Origin of the sequence: Segetibacter sp., from assembly GCF_025963695.1 — a bacterium.
GTDB lineage: Bacteria > Bacteroidota > Bacteroidia > Chitinophagales > Chitinophagaceae > Segetibacter.
The window spans coordinates 11,168-29,898 of record NZ_JAOQAH010000007.1; the positions used below are offsets into that span (position 1 = coordinate 11,168).

Below are 18,731 nucleotides of genomic sequence, written 5' to 3' on the forward strand. Positions count from 1 at the left end.
TATCAATGCGACTAAAACTTCCATTTCTTAAAACCCCAGGATCAATGCGAATCCCGGCCGGTGCCGGTTGTTTCCCCTGCCTGAGCCTCATGCCAATTAAAAGTGTCGGCGGTCTTATTATTTTCCCACCAAAACTTTCCTCTCGGCTTTGGCCTGTTACCAATTTCATTCATGGTCTCTGCGTCGTAAAGCCTGCCATTTACCATGGTATATAAAATGCTTTCGGTGTTAAATATATCTTCTAAAGGATTTTTATTCATCATCACGAGGTCTGCAAACTTTCCTGGTTCTAATGAACCGATCCAGTTATCCAGGCCAAGGCTTTCTGCAGGAACTATCGTTGCAGATCTCAATGCCTGGTGATTGCTCATTCCTCCCTGTGTAAGCATCCATACTTCCCAATGCGCACCCAGGCCTTGTAATTGTCCATGGGCTCCCATGTTTACCCGTACACCTTCATCAGCCAGTTTTTTTACGCTTTTTGAAATCAAAATATGCCCGTTCTGGTATTCTTCTTCAGGAATCATCATCCTGTGGCGGCTGCGACTATCTATTATACCTCGGGGTGTAAAACGTAGTAATCTTTCTTTCTCCCAAACGTTGCTTTTCTGGTACCAATAAAACTCGCCACTAACCCCACCATAACTAACAATAAGCGTAGGTGTATAAGCAGTTTTTGAATTTTTCCAGAGGTTTATTACATCGGCAAATAAAGGTGCGATAGGGATGTTATGTTCAATGGTGGTGTGACCATCGAGAATCATACTCATGTTATGATAAAAGAGCGATCCGCCTTCAGGTACCACTTCCATACCCAGTTCTCTTGCTGCTTTTATAATCATCTGTCGTTGATCGCGGCGGGGTTGGTTATAACTTTTTACCGAAAATGATCCATAAGCTTTCGATCTTCTGAGTGCACTTCTTGCATCGTCAATGTTATTTATTACAGCTTTAAAATCGCCTTCAGCTCCGTATAAAATAGTTCCTGTAGAGAATACTCTTGGTCCAATCATTTCACCTGTTTTCACAAGTTCACTTTGGGCGAAAACCATTTCACTGTTGGCTGACGGGTCGTGCATACTTGTAACACCATAAGCAAGATTGGCATAATAGGGCCAATGCTGGCGGGGTGTAATACCATACCTGAAATGAGCGCCATGTGCATGTGCATCGACCATGCCCGGCATAATCGTTTTGCCTGCTGCATCAATTACCTTAGCGCCTTTTGGAACAGTAACGTTTGCTCCAACTGCTTTTATCAAATTACCCTCAATCAATATTGTTCCATTTTCTATTACTTCAGTCCCTTTCATTGTTATAATGCGGGCATTCGTAAAAGCAATTGCTCCCTCAGGTTTATCGGTTTTCACGTTAACATCAATAGTAATTCCTTTTTCGGGCAGTACAAATGTGCTATCAGGTCTACCGGCGATAAATTCAAATCTATCTTCGAGGTTAATGGAATAATACTGGTTGCCTAAAGTATAATTGAGCTTATTATTATCGGCAGACCAATGAAGGTTGATACCAGCATCTTTACTTACCAGTTTTACAGGAAAATCTGAGGTAGCGCTGCCAATATCAATAATTTTTCCCGTGTGCGGGAACGCTGCTATATATACTTTATGCAAATCAACAAAAGCAATCCAGTTTTCATCGGGCGATACCGTAAATTGGCTTGCAAGAGAACTTTTGAAGATGGTGGCGCTGTCATTTCCATCAAGATTATAACTTCCTAAGGTTTTCGTTGCTGCTCCAAATAAATCTCCCCCGGTGCGATAGAATATTCTATCGCCCTTTTCATTAAAAACAGGCCGCTCACCTTTAGCACTAATGAACTTGGCTTTGCCCCCGGTACCAGGCATGGTAAAAACTCCAGGCCTTGATGTATACGAGCTGCCCATGGCGTCGTTTCCATCTTCTTTATTAAAAACAATCAACTTACCGTCACGGGAAACTGAAGGAGTACGATAGATGCCTTTTTCGGTAGTAAGTTTTTGAATGTTTCCACCATTGACACTTGCCCTACAAATTGCACCTGCCTCATTATCGTTCCACGAAACAAAAACGATGGATTTGCCGTCAGCAAAAAATGAAGGCTCAAACTCATGATCCTTGCCGTTGGTCAGCCGCTCGGGCTTTCCGTTTGGCAATTGTTTTTTCCATAGATAACCGGCTGCGTTAAACACCAACATTTTTCCGTCAGGTGAAGTAACTGCATGCCTTATCACCTGTGCACTAAACGCGTCTGTATTCAAGTTTTGCTGGCTTCGTACGGCCTCATATATGCGCTGCTCTACCTTTGCGGTAAAAGGTATTTCGGTACTCTTGCCCGGCAGTTTTACTGCGACCTTATTAATCTTGCCATTTGCCCAAACGATAATATATTCATTACCCGGAAGCCAACTGAAATTGCAGTAACTGCCAAAGATGGTCCAAGCCTCCTGCTGATCTTTACTTAGCTTATCGTATACCGGCCACTCTTCACCTGTTTCAAGATCGCGGATATATAAAACTGATTTTGTTCGTACACGTCTCACAAATGCCAGCAGCTTACCATCCCTTGATAATTGCGGACGAACAGCCCCACCATTTCCCCCGGTTACATTTTCGATCCTTCCTTTCTGACGGTCGAACCTGTTAATAACAAAAATCTGCTTATTTGGATCTTTGTTATATTGAAATGAGCCTCCAGGATAAACATCTTCGCTGTAGTAGATGTATTTACCGTCGGGTGATGCCCACGGTTCATTCACATCCTGCTGGTCATTTTTTCTTGCCGTTAGCTGGATACCTCCGCCCCCGCTTATGTGATACATCCATATTTCACCTGCGCCTAGTGAGCGGGTAGATGTAAAATGTTTACGGGCAACAATATATTGACCGTCGGGTGTCCATGTTCCGTTATTTAATAAGCGAAAAGTTTCCTTGGTTATTTGTTTTGCGTTTTTTCCGTCCCTGTCCATTGTCCAGATATTATCTCCTCCACCGGCATCGCTTGTAAATAACAGTTTTTTTCCATCAGGACTAAACCTTGGTTGCACTTCAAAAGCAAGACCTTTACGTAAGACCTTTGCTTCCCCGCCTGTAACAGGCATGGTATAAATGTCTCCTAACAGGTCAAATACAATGTCTTTTCCGTCAGGAGAAACATCCATGTTCATCCATGTTCCCTCATTTACTGTAAATGAAACTTCTTTGCTTGGTCCTTCTGGGTTTGTTACATCCCATTTCTTTTTGTCTTGTGCCGTTGTTGCAAGGGACGATAGTATGAATGCTAATGCAAGTAGTTGTTTGCTCATGAGGGATTTGTTAAAATCGAAGATAAAAAATCAGGAGGAAACAAAGAGATTTAAGGCACGCGGATTATGACAGGGGGAATAGAAATAAAACAGATGGCTTTTAGATCAGCGCCGGCCATCCATTTAAGAAGGGGATTTGAGTTTGCAGGATAATTGCTTTCTTAAAGATGGAATCTTACAAGCTGTACATTTTGAAATTGAGATACGAATCGAATCACCAGTTAAGGAAGCATTCGTTTTCGCGGGAGCTATAAGAAACTATATCGCCAGCGAAAGAAAAATAAGGGCAAGAAACCTTGCCCTTATTTTTTTAAATATTTCTTCTTATTAAAATACTTCATCAATTCTATTAAAAACACACAAACAAGTGTAACAATCAGAGTAGTTCCTATAATACGTCCGTCTAAGGAAGTAGTTTTAAAGATGCCTTGTAAAAATGGTACGTACACGATTAATAGTTGCAGAATAACGGTAAGGATGATTGCACCCCACATACCTTTATTAGCAAATACGCCTGTTGTAAACATGGAATGATAAACAGAGCGAACGGACAATGCGTTGCCAAGTTGAATAAAACACAAAGTGGTAAATACTGCAGTCTGCTGCGTTCTTACCGGGTATCCCTGTTTTAAAGTCCACCATTGTATAAATATTGAGGCAATTGCCATTAATGCGCCTGTAAGTAATATCCTGGGGATTAACCCGCCTGCAAAAAGGTTTTCTTTAGGAGGACGGGGAGGACGATTCATAATGTCCTTTTCTGCAGGTTCGGCTACTAGCGCAAGGCCTGGTAAACCATCTGTCACCAGGTTTATCCAAAGAATGTGAATGGGAAGTAAAGGAATAGCGAAACCCAGGATAGGAGCGAAGAAAATGGTTAAAATCTCCCCCAGGTTGCAGGAAAGTACATAAAGAATAAACTTTCGTATGTTTTCATAAATCCTTCTGCCTTCCCTTACGGCTTTAACAATGGTAGCAAAGTTGTCGTCGAGCAAAATCATGTCTGACGCTTCTTTTGATACATCGGTGCCGGTTATTCCCATTGCAATACCAATATCTGACTGTTTCAAAGAGGGTGCATCATTTACGCCATCACCCGTCATTGCGACAAATTCTCCGTTCGCTTGTAAAGCTTTTACAATCTTTAATTTCTGCTCCGGCGAAACACGGGCGTACACTGATATATTCTTTATATCCCGATTGAATTCTTCTTCGGTCATCTTATCAAGGTCCGCTCCACTCGTTACTCTTCCGGAATCTTTTTCAATCATTCCCAGGCGTTCTGCAATTGCAGTAGCGGTAAGAGGTTGATCACCTGTTATCATTACGGGCTTTATTCCTGCCGTTTTGCATTCGCGCATTGCATCGATTACCTCTTCCCTCGGTGGATCGATCATTGCCGTCATGCCCAGGAAGTCCAGGTCTTTCTCCAAGCCTTCATGCATTTGCTGCGGCTTCTCATCGAATATCTTATAAGCAAAAAATAAAACACGCAATCCATCTGCAGCCCATTCACGATTTATGTTAAGCCATTCCGGAACCTGCTCTTTATAATTGCCCGATAATACCTCGGTCATTTTCCCCGGCGCACCCTTCACAAACAAGATCCATTTGCCTTCTTGTTTATGAAGTGTACTCATCCGCATCCTAACGGAGTCAAAAGGCAGTTTTGCTTCCAATGGAAAACCTCTATCGGCCTCCTCTTTTGAATTGCCTTTTTGAAAAGCATAATTAACCAAAGCTGTCTCAGTCGAATCGCCTAAAAGTCCATCGTGCGAGAACCTTACATCGTTGTTTAAAACCATGGCATACCTCAAAAGCTCTTCTTTTCCAGGTGCAGCGTGCAGTTTCTCTACCGTCATCACGTTTTGCGTTAACGTTCCGGTTTTATCGGTGCAGATATAAGTAACAGATCCCAACGTTTCTACCGCTGGCAGTTTTCTCATTAATGCATTTCGCTTTACCATTCTACTGGCGCCTTGTGCAAGTGCAATGGTGATTACTGCCGGAAGTGCTTCTGGCAAAGCGGCAACGGCTAACGACAATGCAGTGAGAAACATTTCAAAAGCCGGCTCTCCACGCCACAATCCAAAACCAAAAACCAGTGTACAGATTACTATTACAATAACCGCTAATTGCTTGCTAAATACGGCAAGCCTTTTTTGAAGAGGAGTTTTGGGCGATCCAACTTCAAGTAAGCTTGCAATTTTTCCGATTTCAGTTTTCATGCCGATGGTAGTTACCACCGCTTTTGCCGAGCCATTAGTTACAATAGTGCCTTTAAATACCATGTTATGCTGATCGCCCGGCACAAGGTTTTCCTCGTTTACCGCTTCAATTGTTTTCTCTATTGAATGGCTTTCTCCGGTCAGCGATGCTTCGTCGGTTTTAAGAGAACTTACTTCAATTAACCTGGCATCGGCGGGAACAATATCTCCGGCTTCGAGGAAGATAATATCGCCAGGCACGAGCTCTGCTGACACAATCTTACAAGGGTTGTTATTGCGGAAAACCAAAGCAAATTGTGACGACATTTTCTGCAACATCCGGATAGATTTCTCCGCGTTATACTCCTGCGAATATCCCATCCATGAATTCGCAATAATGATCGCAAGGATAACAAAAGCGTCTGTATGTTCACCAACGACAAATGATATGATAGCTGCAATAACAAGTATAAAAATCATAATGTCGGCAAACTGTGCGAGAAGAATAGATAGCTTACTTCTCTGTTTCGCCTCCTCTAAAACATTCTTTCCAAATGTTTCTTGCAATAACGCTATACCGTCTGCGTTTAAACCTTCAGAAGTTGTTTTAAGTTGTTGTAAAGCTTCGTCTTTAGTTAATTGATAAAATGCTTTCATTAGTTATAATTCTTTTTTTTTAACCCAGCGGTCCCAAATATCCATCCCAGGTTCGCCAGGCAACTGTTCACTGATCCTGCTAAATAAACAGGTCATTACTTCTATTCTCAATGTACAAAACTATCCAATTTGCCATTCGGCTTAACCCAAGCCCGTCTGATCTATTAATGAATAAAGCATCTCAAATTGCTGTAGAGTTGCGTTATTAGCAATAAAACCTTATTGCCACGCAAAGCTTTAAAAAGAGTTGTATGATATAGTTCTGGTATCTCGAATGAACTAAAAGCTTCGTTTGCCATCAAGATAAAAATGAAGGTAAGACATATCATTTAGTGCGCTTCTGATCATTTTTAATACAGCTATTATACCTTAGTGAATCATAGAGACAAAACCGAAGCCTACAGGGGCAAAACAGGCAGTAATAATCTTCAACTCTCATCCTAACTTCCATATGTCTTAATTTTATCGCCTGTAAACGAACAATGGTATTGCGACAGGCTGCGTCAGCTCACCCATTTCGGCTAATACTATAACTGATAATTATGCACACAAGTTATTTGGAAAGTGTTATTAAGCAGTTCGAATACTATAAACTACTCGGCGAGAAAACTTTTAACCAGGTTCCTGATGAAGGGCTGCTTTGGCAATACAATGAAGAAAGCAACAGTATTGCTACCATTGTAAAACATCTTTGGGGCAACATGCTCAGCCGCTGGACCAATTTTCTAACTACAGATGGTGAAAAAGAATGGCGAAACAGGGACGCGGAATTTGCAAACGATATAGAAACAAGGGAAGAGTTATTGAGTAAATGGCATGAAGGGTGGAAGGTCTTTCTGACCACCCTCTACTCACTCAGGGAAGATGACCTTGAAAAAGTGATCTACATACGCAATCAGGGGCATACAGTAATGGAAGCCATAAACCGACAACTCGCACATTATCCTTATCACATTGGTCAGATAGTTCTTATTGGAAAGATATGTGCAGAAAACTGGGTGTCACTTTCCATTCCACGGGGTACATCAAATGACTTCAACGCGGAGAAATTTTCAAAACCAAAACAGAAAGCACATTTTACAGACGAATTTCTGGAACAGAAATCAGTACATAGGAAATAAAGAAAGATCGTGAATGGTGAGCCCCTTTTAATGTATGAGTAGCTATACTGATGAACTACTTTTTAAAAGCAAGGATGAAAATTATTTCTTAAGGAGCCAAGCCGTATTGCTCCTGTTTTTCATTGTTGCGTCGCACCCTTGTACGTTTTTGAACTGCGAGCAGCAATTTGCAGTCCTACCGCCATAAACTCAACCAATTTTACTAGGAGATGAAGTTTTCTGTACACCGAATTGTCAGAGATCATCGAGAAGGTACCTGCTGTTCTTAAAATTACTCAAAAGTCTTTCTGCAGATGAACGTTGAACAACGAAGGAGGGGAGACCTGGAGTCATATGATGGAATCGGCATTGAATGCACGACGACACAACAAACCGGATGATAAGAGCAGCGCTGGTATTAGCTGAAATTGCAAAGAAGAAATTTCAACCGTGCGATAGGTTTGCACAATTTTAAAATAGCAAAGAGAAAAACACTGAAACAACTCTTAGGAGACTTTACAGAAGTAAGATAGGCGGCGCGGTGCAGCTGAAGACCACATCTTTTTACGCCCCAAAGCAAAATGAAAAGTGGCTTACTCTTGGTTTATTTGCTGGTTATATACTTTATAAATTAACGCGCTTCGGGTTTCCGTTTTAACGTCCTTACTAAATTTTCATTTTTTAATACCGGATCAACGTGTTTAGTTATAAACGCCGGCATTTCATGTGGCGCTAAGACCTGGTCTACACCCTGCGTATCAATTACAGCTTGCGGCATTTGGGGATGAGAACAGGTTGCCGGAGCTTGAGCAATAACAAGGCCGCCAGCTTTGTGAATATGAGCTACTCCAACAGCTCCGTCAGCTCCATTACCTGATAATATAACTGCTATACTTTTGTGTGCTTTGTCTTTGGCCAGAGATTCTAAAAAAGTATCAATAGTAGAGTTATAATAGCTATGCTCTAATAACCTTTGGTGAAGATAAAAGGTATCATTTTTAATAGTCATATAGCTGTTTGATGGTGGTATATAAACTTTGTCGTTTTCTATAGCCATTCCATCCTCAGCTTCCACTATTTCAAGTTTTGAATGACGTTGCAATACATCACGCAGTAAACCTCTTTGCCCTATCGGCACGTGTCTCAAAATAACATAGGTAGCCTGGTCATGTGGTGTGTTATCAAAGAATTTTAATAAGTGTTCTATTCCACCTTCAGAATATCCGATTGCAACAACAAATTTTAGATTCATGTCTATAAAGATAAGGTTAATGAAAAAGGTCGTAGTAATAAAACGACAAACTGTATGCAAGGGTTGCAGTTGGAAAAGCAATAAGAAAATTGAATGTTCACTTACACTCCGTTTTTGCTTCCTGTTCGTGCTTCATGAGTAATGGCCAATAAATCGCCTAATTCTGCCGAAGTCCTGATTAAGTTCTTTGCGGTACCGGCTAAAGCAGCTGAAAGATCAGCCGGTTGATTTCCTATTGCCAGCAATACGCCAAAATACTCTTGAAGCTTTTCATTTCTTTCTAGTGGAACCTTGCCTGCCAGTCCTATTACAGGGAGTCCTTTCTGCTTTGCCCTGAAAGCGACACCATACGGACCCTTGCCTTGAAGTGTCTGCTCATCAATGCTGCCTTCTCCTGTAATCACCAGGTCACTTTTTTCTAAGGCTTTATCAAAACCGGTTAGATCGAGAAAGTGCTCTATTCCATTTACTAATTGGGCGTTAAGAAAAGCATATAAACCTGCAGCTGCACCTCCGGCGGTACCGCCATATTTTATTGCTGCCATGTCTTTACCTGTTTGTTGTAACGCAATTTCGGCAAGTTTTGCCAGGGCTGCATCCAGCTTTTTTACATCTCCGGGTGAAGCACCTTTTTGCGGTCCAAAAACCACCGCCGATCCAAAGTCTCCTAGCAGCAAGTTGTCGACGTCGCAAAGAACAATGACTTCAGTTTCGTTTATTCTTGTATCAAGTCCTGATACATCAACCCTGGCAAGCTCAATAAGGCTTGCAGGTAAGCCCGTAAGTTCTTCACTGTTTTTATCGAGGAACCGAATTCCAAGTGCTTTCAGCATTCCGCAACCTCCATCTACTGTTGCAGAGCCTCCCATGCCTACGATTATTTTGCGGGCACCTTTGTTAAGGGCTATTTTCATTTGCTCACCTGTTCCATAAGAAGTGGCTATTAACGGATTCAATTCCCCGGTTGGTAACAATCGTAAACCCGATGCGTCGGCCATTTCTATAACAGCACAGCTTCCCTTATCTATTAAACCAAAGGGTGCATTTATACTCCTTCCCAAAGGGTCATTTACTTCTGCACGTACCACCTCGCCACCACATTTTTTTATAATCAATTCGCCGGTACCATCGCCACCGTCTCCAATGGGAAAACATTCGCATGTGCAGTTAAGCTTACTTTGTATCAAACCTTGCTGAATTGCAGCCGCCGCCTCCTCTGCATTAAGGCTGTTTTTGAAAGCATTGGGAGAAATGAGAATGTGCATAGAGTGAGTGGGGGAGTGTTGAGTTGTGGGTTTATTCAAAGGAAAACAAAGTTGACGACACATCATGAGATTTACCCGTTTACCACATTAACCGGGTTTCCATTTATAAAGGCAGCGAGGTTGTTAGCGGTAACCGCCATCAATCTTTCTCTTGCTTCCTTTGTTGCCCAGCTGATATGCGGGGTAATTATGCAATTCTTTGCACTAAAAAGAGGGTTGCCTTTTGAGGGAGGTTCAACAGACAGTACATCAATGCCTGCTCCGGCAATTACATTATTATTAAGTGCATCCGCCAGGTCTTCATCTATTATAATAGGTCCCCGTGAGGTATTTAAAAGAAACGCAGAAGGTTTCATTGTTTTTAAGCGCTCTTTGTTAATCAGCCCTTTTGTCTCCGGAAATAAGGGGCAATGGATAGTTACTACATCTGATTGGGCTAAAAGCTCAGGCACTTCTGCCCACCGGAAATTTGGTTGATGGGACTGATCAGTCCAGTGCCTGCTGTTTGCAATAATATTCATTCCGAAAGCGGTGGCTACATCTCCTACCTTTTGCCCTATACTTCCGTAACCAATTATGCCGATGGTTTTTCCTGCCAGTTCAACCAGGGGGTAATCCCAGAAACACCAATCGGCCGATTTTGCCCACTTACCTTCCATTACCAAATCGCTGTGTTTTTGAACGTGAAGGCAAAGTTCCAGTAACAATGCAAACGTCATTTGAACAACAGAAGTAGTTCCATAGCCCGGCACATTTGCTACAACGATACCTTTAGCTTTAGCCGCCTCTGTATTTACAATATTGTAACCAGTTGCAAGAACCCCTATAAATTTTAAGGCAGGTAAACTATTAATGGCTTCTTCTGTAACAACGGTTTTGTTTGTAAATAAGATTTCTGCTCCCGCTGCCCGTTCGACCACTTTGTCGACAGGGGTTCTATCGTAAACAGTTACGTCGCCTGATTTCTTTAATTCATTCCAGCTTAGGTCTCCCGGGTTTAGGGCATAGCCATCTAAGATTACGATCTTCATGTGTAGCTTTTATGGGTGTTTTTTTTCGTTTATTGTTAGTTATAACTTTTAATTCCTGGCTTTAACCTCATCCTCGTTCCTCCTCCCCCCAGGAGAAGGATGGCATGTGCAGCACTTCGTCGTTTTTTTATAATTGTTAAATTAGGGGTCCCTTTAACATCTGCTGGTAGTTTTATGCTGGTTATTGAACGTACTTAAGTACGATTCACATTGGTTTGCTGATAAACGTATTGCGACGCAACGATGATAACATAGAAAACAAATGCTGGCAACCAAAATAATACGTTGCTGTATTTCGCGCGTGTACTCCCTTGCATACTTCTTATAAAATTTGTTTTGCTTTGGGTGTAATTTACTTTACCAGGCCAGGCTTTATGGTTTCATTGGGGATTAATTTTTTTCTTGTCATTACCGTAATAACACCGGCTAAGGCAGCAATGGCAACTACTAATAAAAGAAGGTATGTGTAGCCTTTTGTAAGATCAGGCGTTGCTGCGGAGGCATTTGGAACAAGGTTTTGGTATTCGGGAATGAGCCATTGAAACACGTACGCTTGTGCAAGCACGATAAAGCAAATAAAAATCAGCATGATGAAACTGTGTTTTACCGTAAACCTAAACAGTTCAGATTCTTTTCCAACAAGCTGTCCAGCAGCAGCAGCAACTGCTATAGATTGCGGAGAGATCATTTTGCCAACTACCCCGCCGGATACATTAGCCGCAACCGTTACCACAGGATCGACACCAATGGATGTGGCAGTAGCTGCCTGGAGTTTACCAAAAAGTGCATTTGCTGAAGTATCGCTGCCGGTAATAAATACACCCAGCCAACCTAACACGGGTGCAAAAAATGGAAACAGGAAACCAGTATTTGCAAGCGCTTCTGCCATTGTGATGGTGATGCCAGAGTCGTTAACAATGTAGGCAAAGCCTAAAACTGATGCGATAGTGATGATAGGATATTTCAGTTGGTTCAACGTTTTTATAATTATTTTTCCGGCCTCGCTAAACTTTAACCCTATGACGGGAATAGAAATAAGAGCGGAGAGCAAAATAGCTGTGCCGGCCGCCGATAGGTAATTGAATTTATAAATGTGGGGGAGAAGGTTGCCATTTTTGTCACTAATTGCATTGTGAAGCCCCGGAAATTCAAACTGCACTTGTCCTACAGCATTAAGAACCTCTTTGATCGGTTGCATTCCCCACGCTATAATAATTATCGTTAGTAACATAAATGGAGACCAGGCTTTAATAATTTGCGCCGTTGTGTATTGCACTTCAAGGTTTATTGTAGGGGCAGGTTCATTTGGAAAGCGCCAGGTAGTTGCAGGTTTCCAAAATTTTAAAAAGATGATAAGGGCAACAATAGAGCCTATTCCTGCAATTACATCGGGTAAGGCGGGGCCTAAATAGTTTGAAGAAAACCATTGAATGAGGGCAAATGAAATTCCTGAAACCAAAATAGCGGGTACAACTTCAATAGTCTTTTTATAGCCCGACATAAGGATGACCAGGTAGAACGGTAGCAGAACAGAGAGTATAGGAAGGGTGCGGCCTACCATTTGTGAAATAGCCATTTCCGGAATCGATGTTACCTGCGATGCTACGGTAATGGGAATGCCAATAGCACCAAAGGCTACAGGAGCAGTGTTAGCAATCAGGCAGATTCCTGCGGCATATAAGGGATTAAAGCCGAGGCCTACCAACATAGCTGCGGTGATGGCTACAGGTGCACCAAAACCGGCAGTGCCTTCTAAAAACGAACCAAAGGAAAAGGCAATTAACAAAGCTTGCAATCTTCGGTCTGAAGTAATGGATGCCATGAAGTGTTTTATGATTTCAAATTGCCCGCTTTCTACCGTAATGTTAAAGAGGAATACAGCAGTTATAACAATCCAGCAAATAGGGAATAAACCATATAAAGCACCATTGGCAGTAGAAAGTAGCGCGAGCGGTATTGGCATACCGTACACAACAATGGCAATGATGATGGCAATAAGGATGGCGAACAAGCTGGCCTTGTAACCTTTCATCTTTTTAATAATTAATGCCCAAAAAATAAAAAGAATAGGAAGTACAGCTACCAATGCAGATAAAGCTATATTATTAAATGGATCAATAACTTGTTTCCACGCCATGTTTCATTCCTCCGTTAGTTTTAATTTTTTATAGTTGACTTGCCCGAATCAGTAGCCCCGAACTATTTTTGCCAAAAATTTGTACTAGGGGCTTTTGCAGGTTGATGTTATTTTTCTGGTCGACTAATATACGTCATCCAACTATTTTTCTGTAAAATCTATGTTGAGTACTGGAACAGCTATTGCATATTTCACATCTAAAAAAAAGTCAGCTGTAATAATTGATGTTACAGCACAGGCGTCAAAATTGCTAAACTTGAATTATGGAAAATACAACCGGGAAGCAATATTCCTTTCCGCAAAAAGTATGGATTGTTGGGTTTGTCTTTGCCTTTATAGTAGTGATGCTATTACTAATAAAAGCCACCTTTAATGTATGGCTGTTAATTTTAGCCGGTTCGTTAATAGCAGTTCTATTCAGAGGTGTTAGTAGTCTGCTTCAGAGAAAAACAAAATGGAAGGAGAAAGTAACCTTACCAATATCCATTATCGGGACCTTGTTAATTATTCTTTTGCTATTTACATTAATAGGCACTAAAGTACAGTCGCAAAGCCAGCAATTAAGCCAGACACTGCCGGCAACCATACAGAATGCAAAAAATTATTTAAACAAAAGTAGCTTAGGACAAAAGGCGATTGAAAAGGTAAGTTCACCAAAAGCGCAGGAGCAAGCGCAAAAAGTAGCGCAATCCTTCTTTCAGACCACTTTTGGCGTGTTTGGAGATATTTATATTGTCTTGTTTCTAGGGATTTTTTTTACAGTAGGATCGTCCGAATACAAGAACGGCATTGTTGCCCTGGTGCCAAAGAAGCAAAAGGAGGAAGCATCAAATGTATTAGACAAAACCGGTGAAAATTTGAAAAAATGGCTGAAGGGGCAATTATTCGCCATGGTTGTTGTTTTTGCATTTACAGCAATAGGATTAGCAATTATTGGAGTTCCCCTCTGGCTTGTACTGGCAATTATTGCAGGGATTTTGAATTTCATCCCAAATTTCGGACCCATGATAGCAATGGTACCAGCAGTGCTTGTTGGACTAATGGAAAGCCCTGCAAAAGCAGCTTTTGTAGCAGGCTTATATATTCTTGTGCAAGTAGCCGAAAGTAATTTTATAACTCCGATGGTTCAAAAGAAATTATTAGATACACCTCCTGCAATGATAATAGTAGCTCAATTGCTTATGGCGGCCTTAACAGGAGGATGGGGAATAATACTTGCTATTCCATTCTTTGTTATTGTTATGACTTTTGTGCAGGAGTTATATATTAAGAAACAAGAGTAACATAAAGCGCAGTTAGGGAAAACTGTGTTTCGCGAAGTTTTTAAAAAAGCGTCTTAGGAAGAAATATTTACCCCCTCTGCTTATTACTGCAGGTACAATTAATTGATGCAATAACATTTGCCATCAAAGCAATTCTCTTCCGACTTAAATTATTGAGCCGCCTTAATTCACTAAACAATAAGAATGAAAAGTAAGAAAATGTATTACCTGCTGGTTCTATTTACCTGCATCGCGACGCTCGGTTATAGCCAAACGCGAAAAATAAATAAGGATATTTATGTTGATAAACAAGGGGTAATAAGGTACAAAGGCACGAATACAGAGGCAGCTTTTTTTGGTGTAAACTATACTGCCCCTTTTGCTTATGGATATAGGTCAGTTAAGAGAATGGGAGTGGAAATTGAAAAGGCCATCGATGATGATGTTTATCACTTTTCAAGGTTGGGATTAGATGCTTTTCGTGTGCATGTCTGGGATACAGAAATAACAGATTCTGCTGGTAATTTACTGGAGAATGAGCACTTGCGCTTGTTTGATTATTTGGTAGCAAAGTTGAAGGAGCGAAACATAAAAGTTTTAATTACCCCCATCGCTTTTTGGGGCAATGGTTATCCTGAAACGGATGAAAACACAGGTAGTTTCTCAAGTAAATATGGAAAGCAAAAAGCATTGGTAAATGACACCGCAATACGTGCACAGGAAAACTATCTGAAGCAGTTTTTTAAGCATGTGAATCAATACACGAAGACAACGTATGGGCGTGATGAGAATGTAATTGCCATGGAAATTAACAACGAACCGCATCATACTGGGCCAAAAGCAAAAACGACAGAATATGTAGATAGAATGACAACCGCTGTAAAAAGCACAGGTTGGACCAAGCCAATCTTTTACAACATAAGTGAGTCTCCATCTTACGCTGATGCAGTTGCCAATGCCAAGGTTAATGGACACAGTTTTCAATGGTACCCGACAGGGCTGGTAGCTAACAGAACCCTACAGGGAAATTTTTTACCGAATGTTGATCTTTATAAAATACCCTTTGGAGACACCATACCCCTGTACAGGAATAGGGGAAGAATGGTGTACGAATTTGATGCAGGCGATGTATTACAGTCAAACATGTATCCGGCAATGGCCAGGAGTTTTAGGACAGCCGGCTTTCAATGGGCTACCCAATTTGCTTATGATCCATTAGCAACTGCATATGCAAATACAGAATATCAGACACATTATGTAAACCTTGCTTATACTCCGGCAAAAGCGATTAGCCTTTTAATAGCTTCAAAGGTTTTTCATAAAATTCCTCGTTTAAAAACTTACGGTACTTACCCCGCTGATTCCGCTTTTGACGCTTTTCGGGTTAGCTATAAAAATAACCTGAGCGAGATGAATGCAGACGACGCGTTCTATTACTCTAACTCCACCTCAACTCAGCCTAAGGCAATAAGCAATTTAAAGCATGTTGCAGGTGTAGGCAGTTCCCCTGTTGTTGTATATAATGGTTATGGTGCATACTTTTTAGATAAGGTAATCGATGGGGTTTGGAGACTGGAAGTGATGCCTGATGCTATTCATATTCGTGATCCTTTTGAACGGGCATCCCCAAAGAAAGAGGTTACAGCTATACAATGGCAAAGGCAACAAATGCAATTAATGTTACCAGGACTGGGAACTGATTTTAAAATAAGTGCTTTAAATGCAGGTAATAATTATTCTGCTACTGCAATTGCAAATCAATTTACCATCGAACCGGGAACATATTTAATAATTGCTCAAACCAAATTATCGCAAGCGGCAAAGTATGCATCAGTCTCAAAAGAATTTGTTGCACCGAAAAAAACACCCAGTGAAACTTTTGTTGTGCATACTGCATTCAGCGAGGTTACTGGTAAAAAGCCATTTACTATCTCATCAAAAATAGTTGGAGTGGATACTACAGCTAAAGTAACAATTGAGCTAAGGAATCTTTCTAATAAGTGGAGCACAATTGCCATGTTGAGAAGATCTGCGTATGATTATTTTGCTGAAGTTCCTGCTGATATGGTTACTCCAGGATTGCTGAATTACAGGATTATAATTCAAAAAGGTCAGGATGATTATGTTGTATTTCCGGGAGCAAACAAAGGAAGTCCGTTTGCGTGGGATGCTTTTGTAAATGAAACCTATCAAACTTATGTAGCAGCAGCCAGAACTAATGTTAACCTTTTTGACCCCACAACCGATAGAAGCAGCGTAATGGTTTATAATCCTGACTGGAGAAACAATAGTATAGAATATATAGCCGGGACTGAACCAAGACAACTTGTATTAAAAGCAACGGTCAGTCTGCCTTCAGCCAGCGGTTTGTTAGGATTTCAATACCATTTTAAAGATAAAATAAGAGGCAGAGTAAGCGAAACAAACGCCACTAACACCCTTGTTGTACGAGCAAGAACGGCAGAGGCGGACCCGGTGGTTGTAAGGATAGCACTTGTTACTGCAGATGCAGCAGCCTATGCTACCACTATAACACTTACCAATAGTTTGCAGGATATTGAAATTCCAATCACAGGTTTAAAACCAGATTCTACTTTATTGCTTCCCCGCCCTTATCCTGGTTTTTTACCTCTTTGGTTTAAAGCTGGTTTAACGGCTCCGCTAAGACTGGACGAGGTGGAAAAAGTAGAATTAACACTAGAACAAGAGCCTGGTGCTCATCCATCGAATAAGCCGTTGAGTATTGAGGTAACGTCGATTAGCTTGCTGAAAAAGTAAAAGAACGGATACGTTTTCATAGAACAAAAAAAGTATGGAAATAAGAAAGAGGTTGTCCGTTAGTTTCGGGACAGCCTCTTTTAGTGCGTAAACGCTTATGGCTTATAAATAGAAAACTCAATCCAGCTAAATAACTAGTACCCGGCGTTCTGCTTCAAATTCGGATTAGCGATAATATCTGTGGCAGGTATAGGGAAAACGTTATAACGGGGATCTACTCCGCGACCTTCCCTTACACCTCCCTTAAACGGCCATAAATAAGTAGACGAGGTAAACATATTGAAACGGATAAGATCAGTCCGTCTGTGAGCCTCCCAGTATAATTCACGTGCTCTTTCATCGATAATATCATTTAATGTAAGGGCGTTAAAGCCGTTGCTGTTATTGCCAAAGGCACGTGCACGAAGGGTGTTCACGTATTGTAAAGCTGTAGCTGTGGATCCGCCTGTGCCACCTCTTAACACAGCTTCTGCATATACCAGATACATCTCGCCCAACCTGAAAAGTGGAAAGTCTGTAGATGTCCATGTGCCATTGGCAGATCGGGCTGTGGCACCTGTAGAAGTAACATTTTTAAATTTGGTAACTGCAAGACCCTGGGTGAAAACTAATGGGTCTGTGATTTCCGGGGTTGATCCGGCGAACATCGCACGCTTATCACTATTGCCAGTATAGTCACCAAATTTTAGTGGAAGGTTCCTGGTACTTCTCATGCCGCCCCAACCTCCATTCGGAACGCCAAATGCAGGAGGATTCATATTGGCGTTTATTGCAGCATTGATAATGAAAGTAGTGCCTCCCCAGTTTTGGGTATATACTCCGTCGTAGTTAATAGGCAAAATTATCTCGTTGTTATTTACATTGTTGTCCGCCAGAAAAAGGTTTTGGTAATTTGGAGATAAGGTATAACCTGATGTTATAACCCTGTTTGAGTAGGTAATGGCGTCTGTATAACGACCACTATTTGCACCAAGGTAAACTTCTGCGTTTAAATACATTCGGGCCAATAATGCCCATACGGCTGCCCTGTCTGCTCTCCCGTATTCATTCTGCCTTGGCGCAACCATTACACTGTCTATTGACCTGAGTTCACTTTCTACAAAGTTGAAGAGGTTCGCCCTGCTTATTTGAGGCGGCAGAAAAGAACCTATGGGATCATTTTCTGTTGCAAATGGCGGACTGGCAAACAAATCCATTAATACCCAATACTGGAAGGCTCGTAAGAAACGGGCTTCGGCCCTATATTGAGTAATATTGTTTGCTTCTGTTCCGGTGATGCCTCTTGCTGCAACCGTTTCCGGTGCAGTCTCACGAATGAATGCGTTTGCCACTGTTACCTGGTACATACACCGGTTATACAATCCGGTTAACAAGACATTTGAAGAAGTCCAATTCATATTATGAAATTCAGGAAGGCCCGGATCATTCCACACAATAGCTGCTTCATCTGTTGTAAGTTCCTGTGCACACCAGTACAATCTTAAAAAATCGGAAGTGCCCGGATCTATTCCACCTAAGTCGGTACTTCCCGGCCCGCCCCCTCCGGTTAATGCGAAACTTCCATACACTTTTGCTAACGCCTGTTTATAACCTGCCGGTGAATTAAACGCGATCTCTGACGTAATAGCATTAGTAGGAGTTCTATCTAAGTCCTTGTTACATGAAAGCGTACCGGTTATAATAATTATAGCCGGAATAATTATGCTTAGGAGTCTATTTTTCATATCTGTTCTATCTGCT

The 18,731-nt window shown here is 41.4% G+C and carries 10 protein-coding genes; 3 read left to right on the forward strand and 7 right to left on the reverse strand.

What is annotated here, in order from left to right; genetic code table 11:
• Positions 1-41: 41 nt before the first annotated feature.
• Together JWR87_RS00390 and JWR87_RS00395 are read right to left on the reverse strand one after the other, a co-directional pair.
• Positions 42-3,302 carry an amidohydrolase family protein gene (locus tag JWR87_RS00390; RefSeq protein WP_297814498.1) on the reverse strand — a complete coding sequence of 1,087 codons (3,261 nt, stop codon included), beginning with the start codon at positions 3,300-3,302 and terminating at the stop codon, positions 42-44.
• A gap of 302 nt (positions 3,303-3,604) precedes the next feature.
• On the reverse strand, positions 3,605-6,166 hold the full coding sequence (locus JWR87_RS00395) for a cation-translocating P-type ATPase (RefSeq protein WP_297814500.1): 2,562 nt from the start codon (positions 6,164-6,166) through the stop codon (positions 3,605-3,607).
• 542 nt (positions 6,167-6,708) lie between these two features.
• Here JWR87_RS00395 and JWR87_RS00400 point away from each other — a divergent pair.
• Positions 6,709-7,287 (forward strand): DUF1572 family protein, encoded by a 579-nt coding sequence (locus JWR87_RS00400; protein ID WP_297814501.1) that lies wholly within the window; start codon positions 6,709-6,711, stop codon positions 7,285-7,287.
• A 610-nt stretch (positions 7,288-7,897) separates the two neighbouring features.
• Here the strand turns inward: JWR87_RS00400 and JWR87_RS00405 are convergent.
• From JWR87_RS00405 to JWR87_RS00420, 4 genes are all read right to left on the reverse strand, one after another.
• Positions 7,898-8,518, reverse strand: coding sequence for a chemotaxis protein CheB (locus JWR87_RS00405; protein WP_297814502.1), 621 nt, complete (start codon positions 8,516-8,518; stop codon positions 7,898-7,900).
• Between the two features lie 101 nt (positions 8,519-8,619).
• A complete protein-coding gene (locus JWR87_RS00410) occupies positions 8,620-9,783 on the reverse strand; it encodes a glycerate kinase (RefSeq protein WP_297814503.1) in 1,164 nt (387 codons plus the stop codon).
• Between the two features lie 71 nt (positions 9,784-9,854).
• Positions 9,855-10,814: a D-2-hydroxyacid dehydrogenase gene (locus JWR87_RS00415; RefSeq protein ID WP_297814504.1), complete on the reverse strand. Its 960-nt coding sequence runs from the start codon at positions 10,812-10,814 to the stop codon at positions 9,855-9,857.
• Between the two features lie 352 nt (positions 10,815-11,166).
• Positions 11,167-12,951 carry a lactate permease LctP family transporter gene (locus tag JWR87_RS00420; protein WP_297814505.1) on the reverse strand — a complete coding sequence of 595 codons (1,785 nt, stop codon included), beginning with the start codon at positions 12,949-12,951 and terminating at the stop codon, positions 11,167-11,169.
• Positions 12,952-13,214: 263 nt separating this feature from the next.
• Here JWR87_RS00420 and JWR87_RS00425 point away from each other — a divergent pair, with 263 nt between their 5' ends.
• Positions 13,215-14,234, forward strand: coding sequence for an AI-2E family transporter (locus JWR87_RS00425; RefSeq protein WP_297814507.1), 1,020 nt, complete (start codon positions 13,215-13,217; stop codon positions 14,232-14,234).
• A 183-nt stretch (positions 14,235-14,417) separates the two neighbouring features.
• Positions 14,418-16,991, forward strand: a complete 2,574-nt coding sequence (locus JWR87_RS00430) for a cellulase family glycosylhydrolase (protein WP_297814508.1) — start codon at positions 14,418-14,420, stop codon at positions 16,989-16,991.
• Positions 16,992-17,125: 134 nt separating this feature from the next.
• Here the strand turns inward: JWR87_RS00430 and JWR87_RS00435 are convergent, their stop codons facing one another.
• Positions 17,126-18,715, reverse strand: a complete 1,590-nt coding sequence (locus JWR87_RS00435; RefSeq protein WP_297814510.1) for a RagB/SusD family nutrient uptake outer membrane protein — start codon at positions 18,713-18,715, stop codon at positions 17,126-17,128.
• Positions 18,716-18,731: the final 16 nt, after the last annotated feature.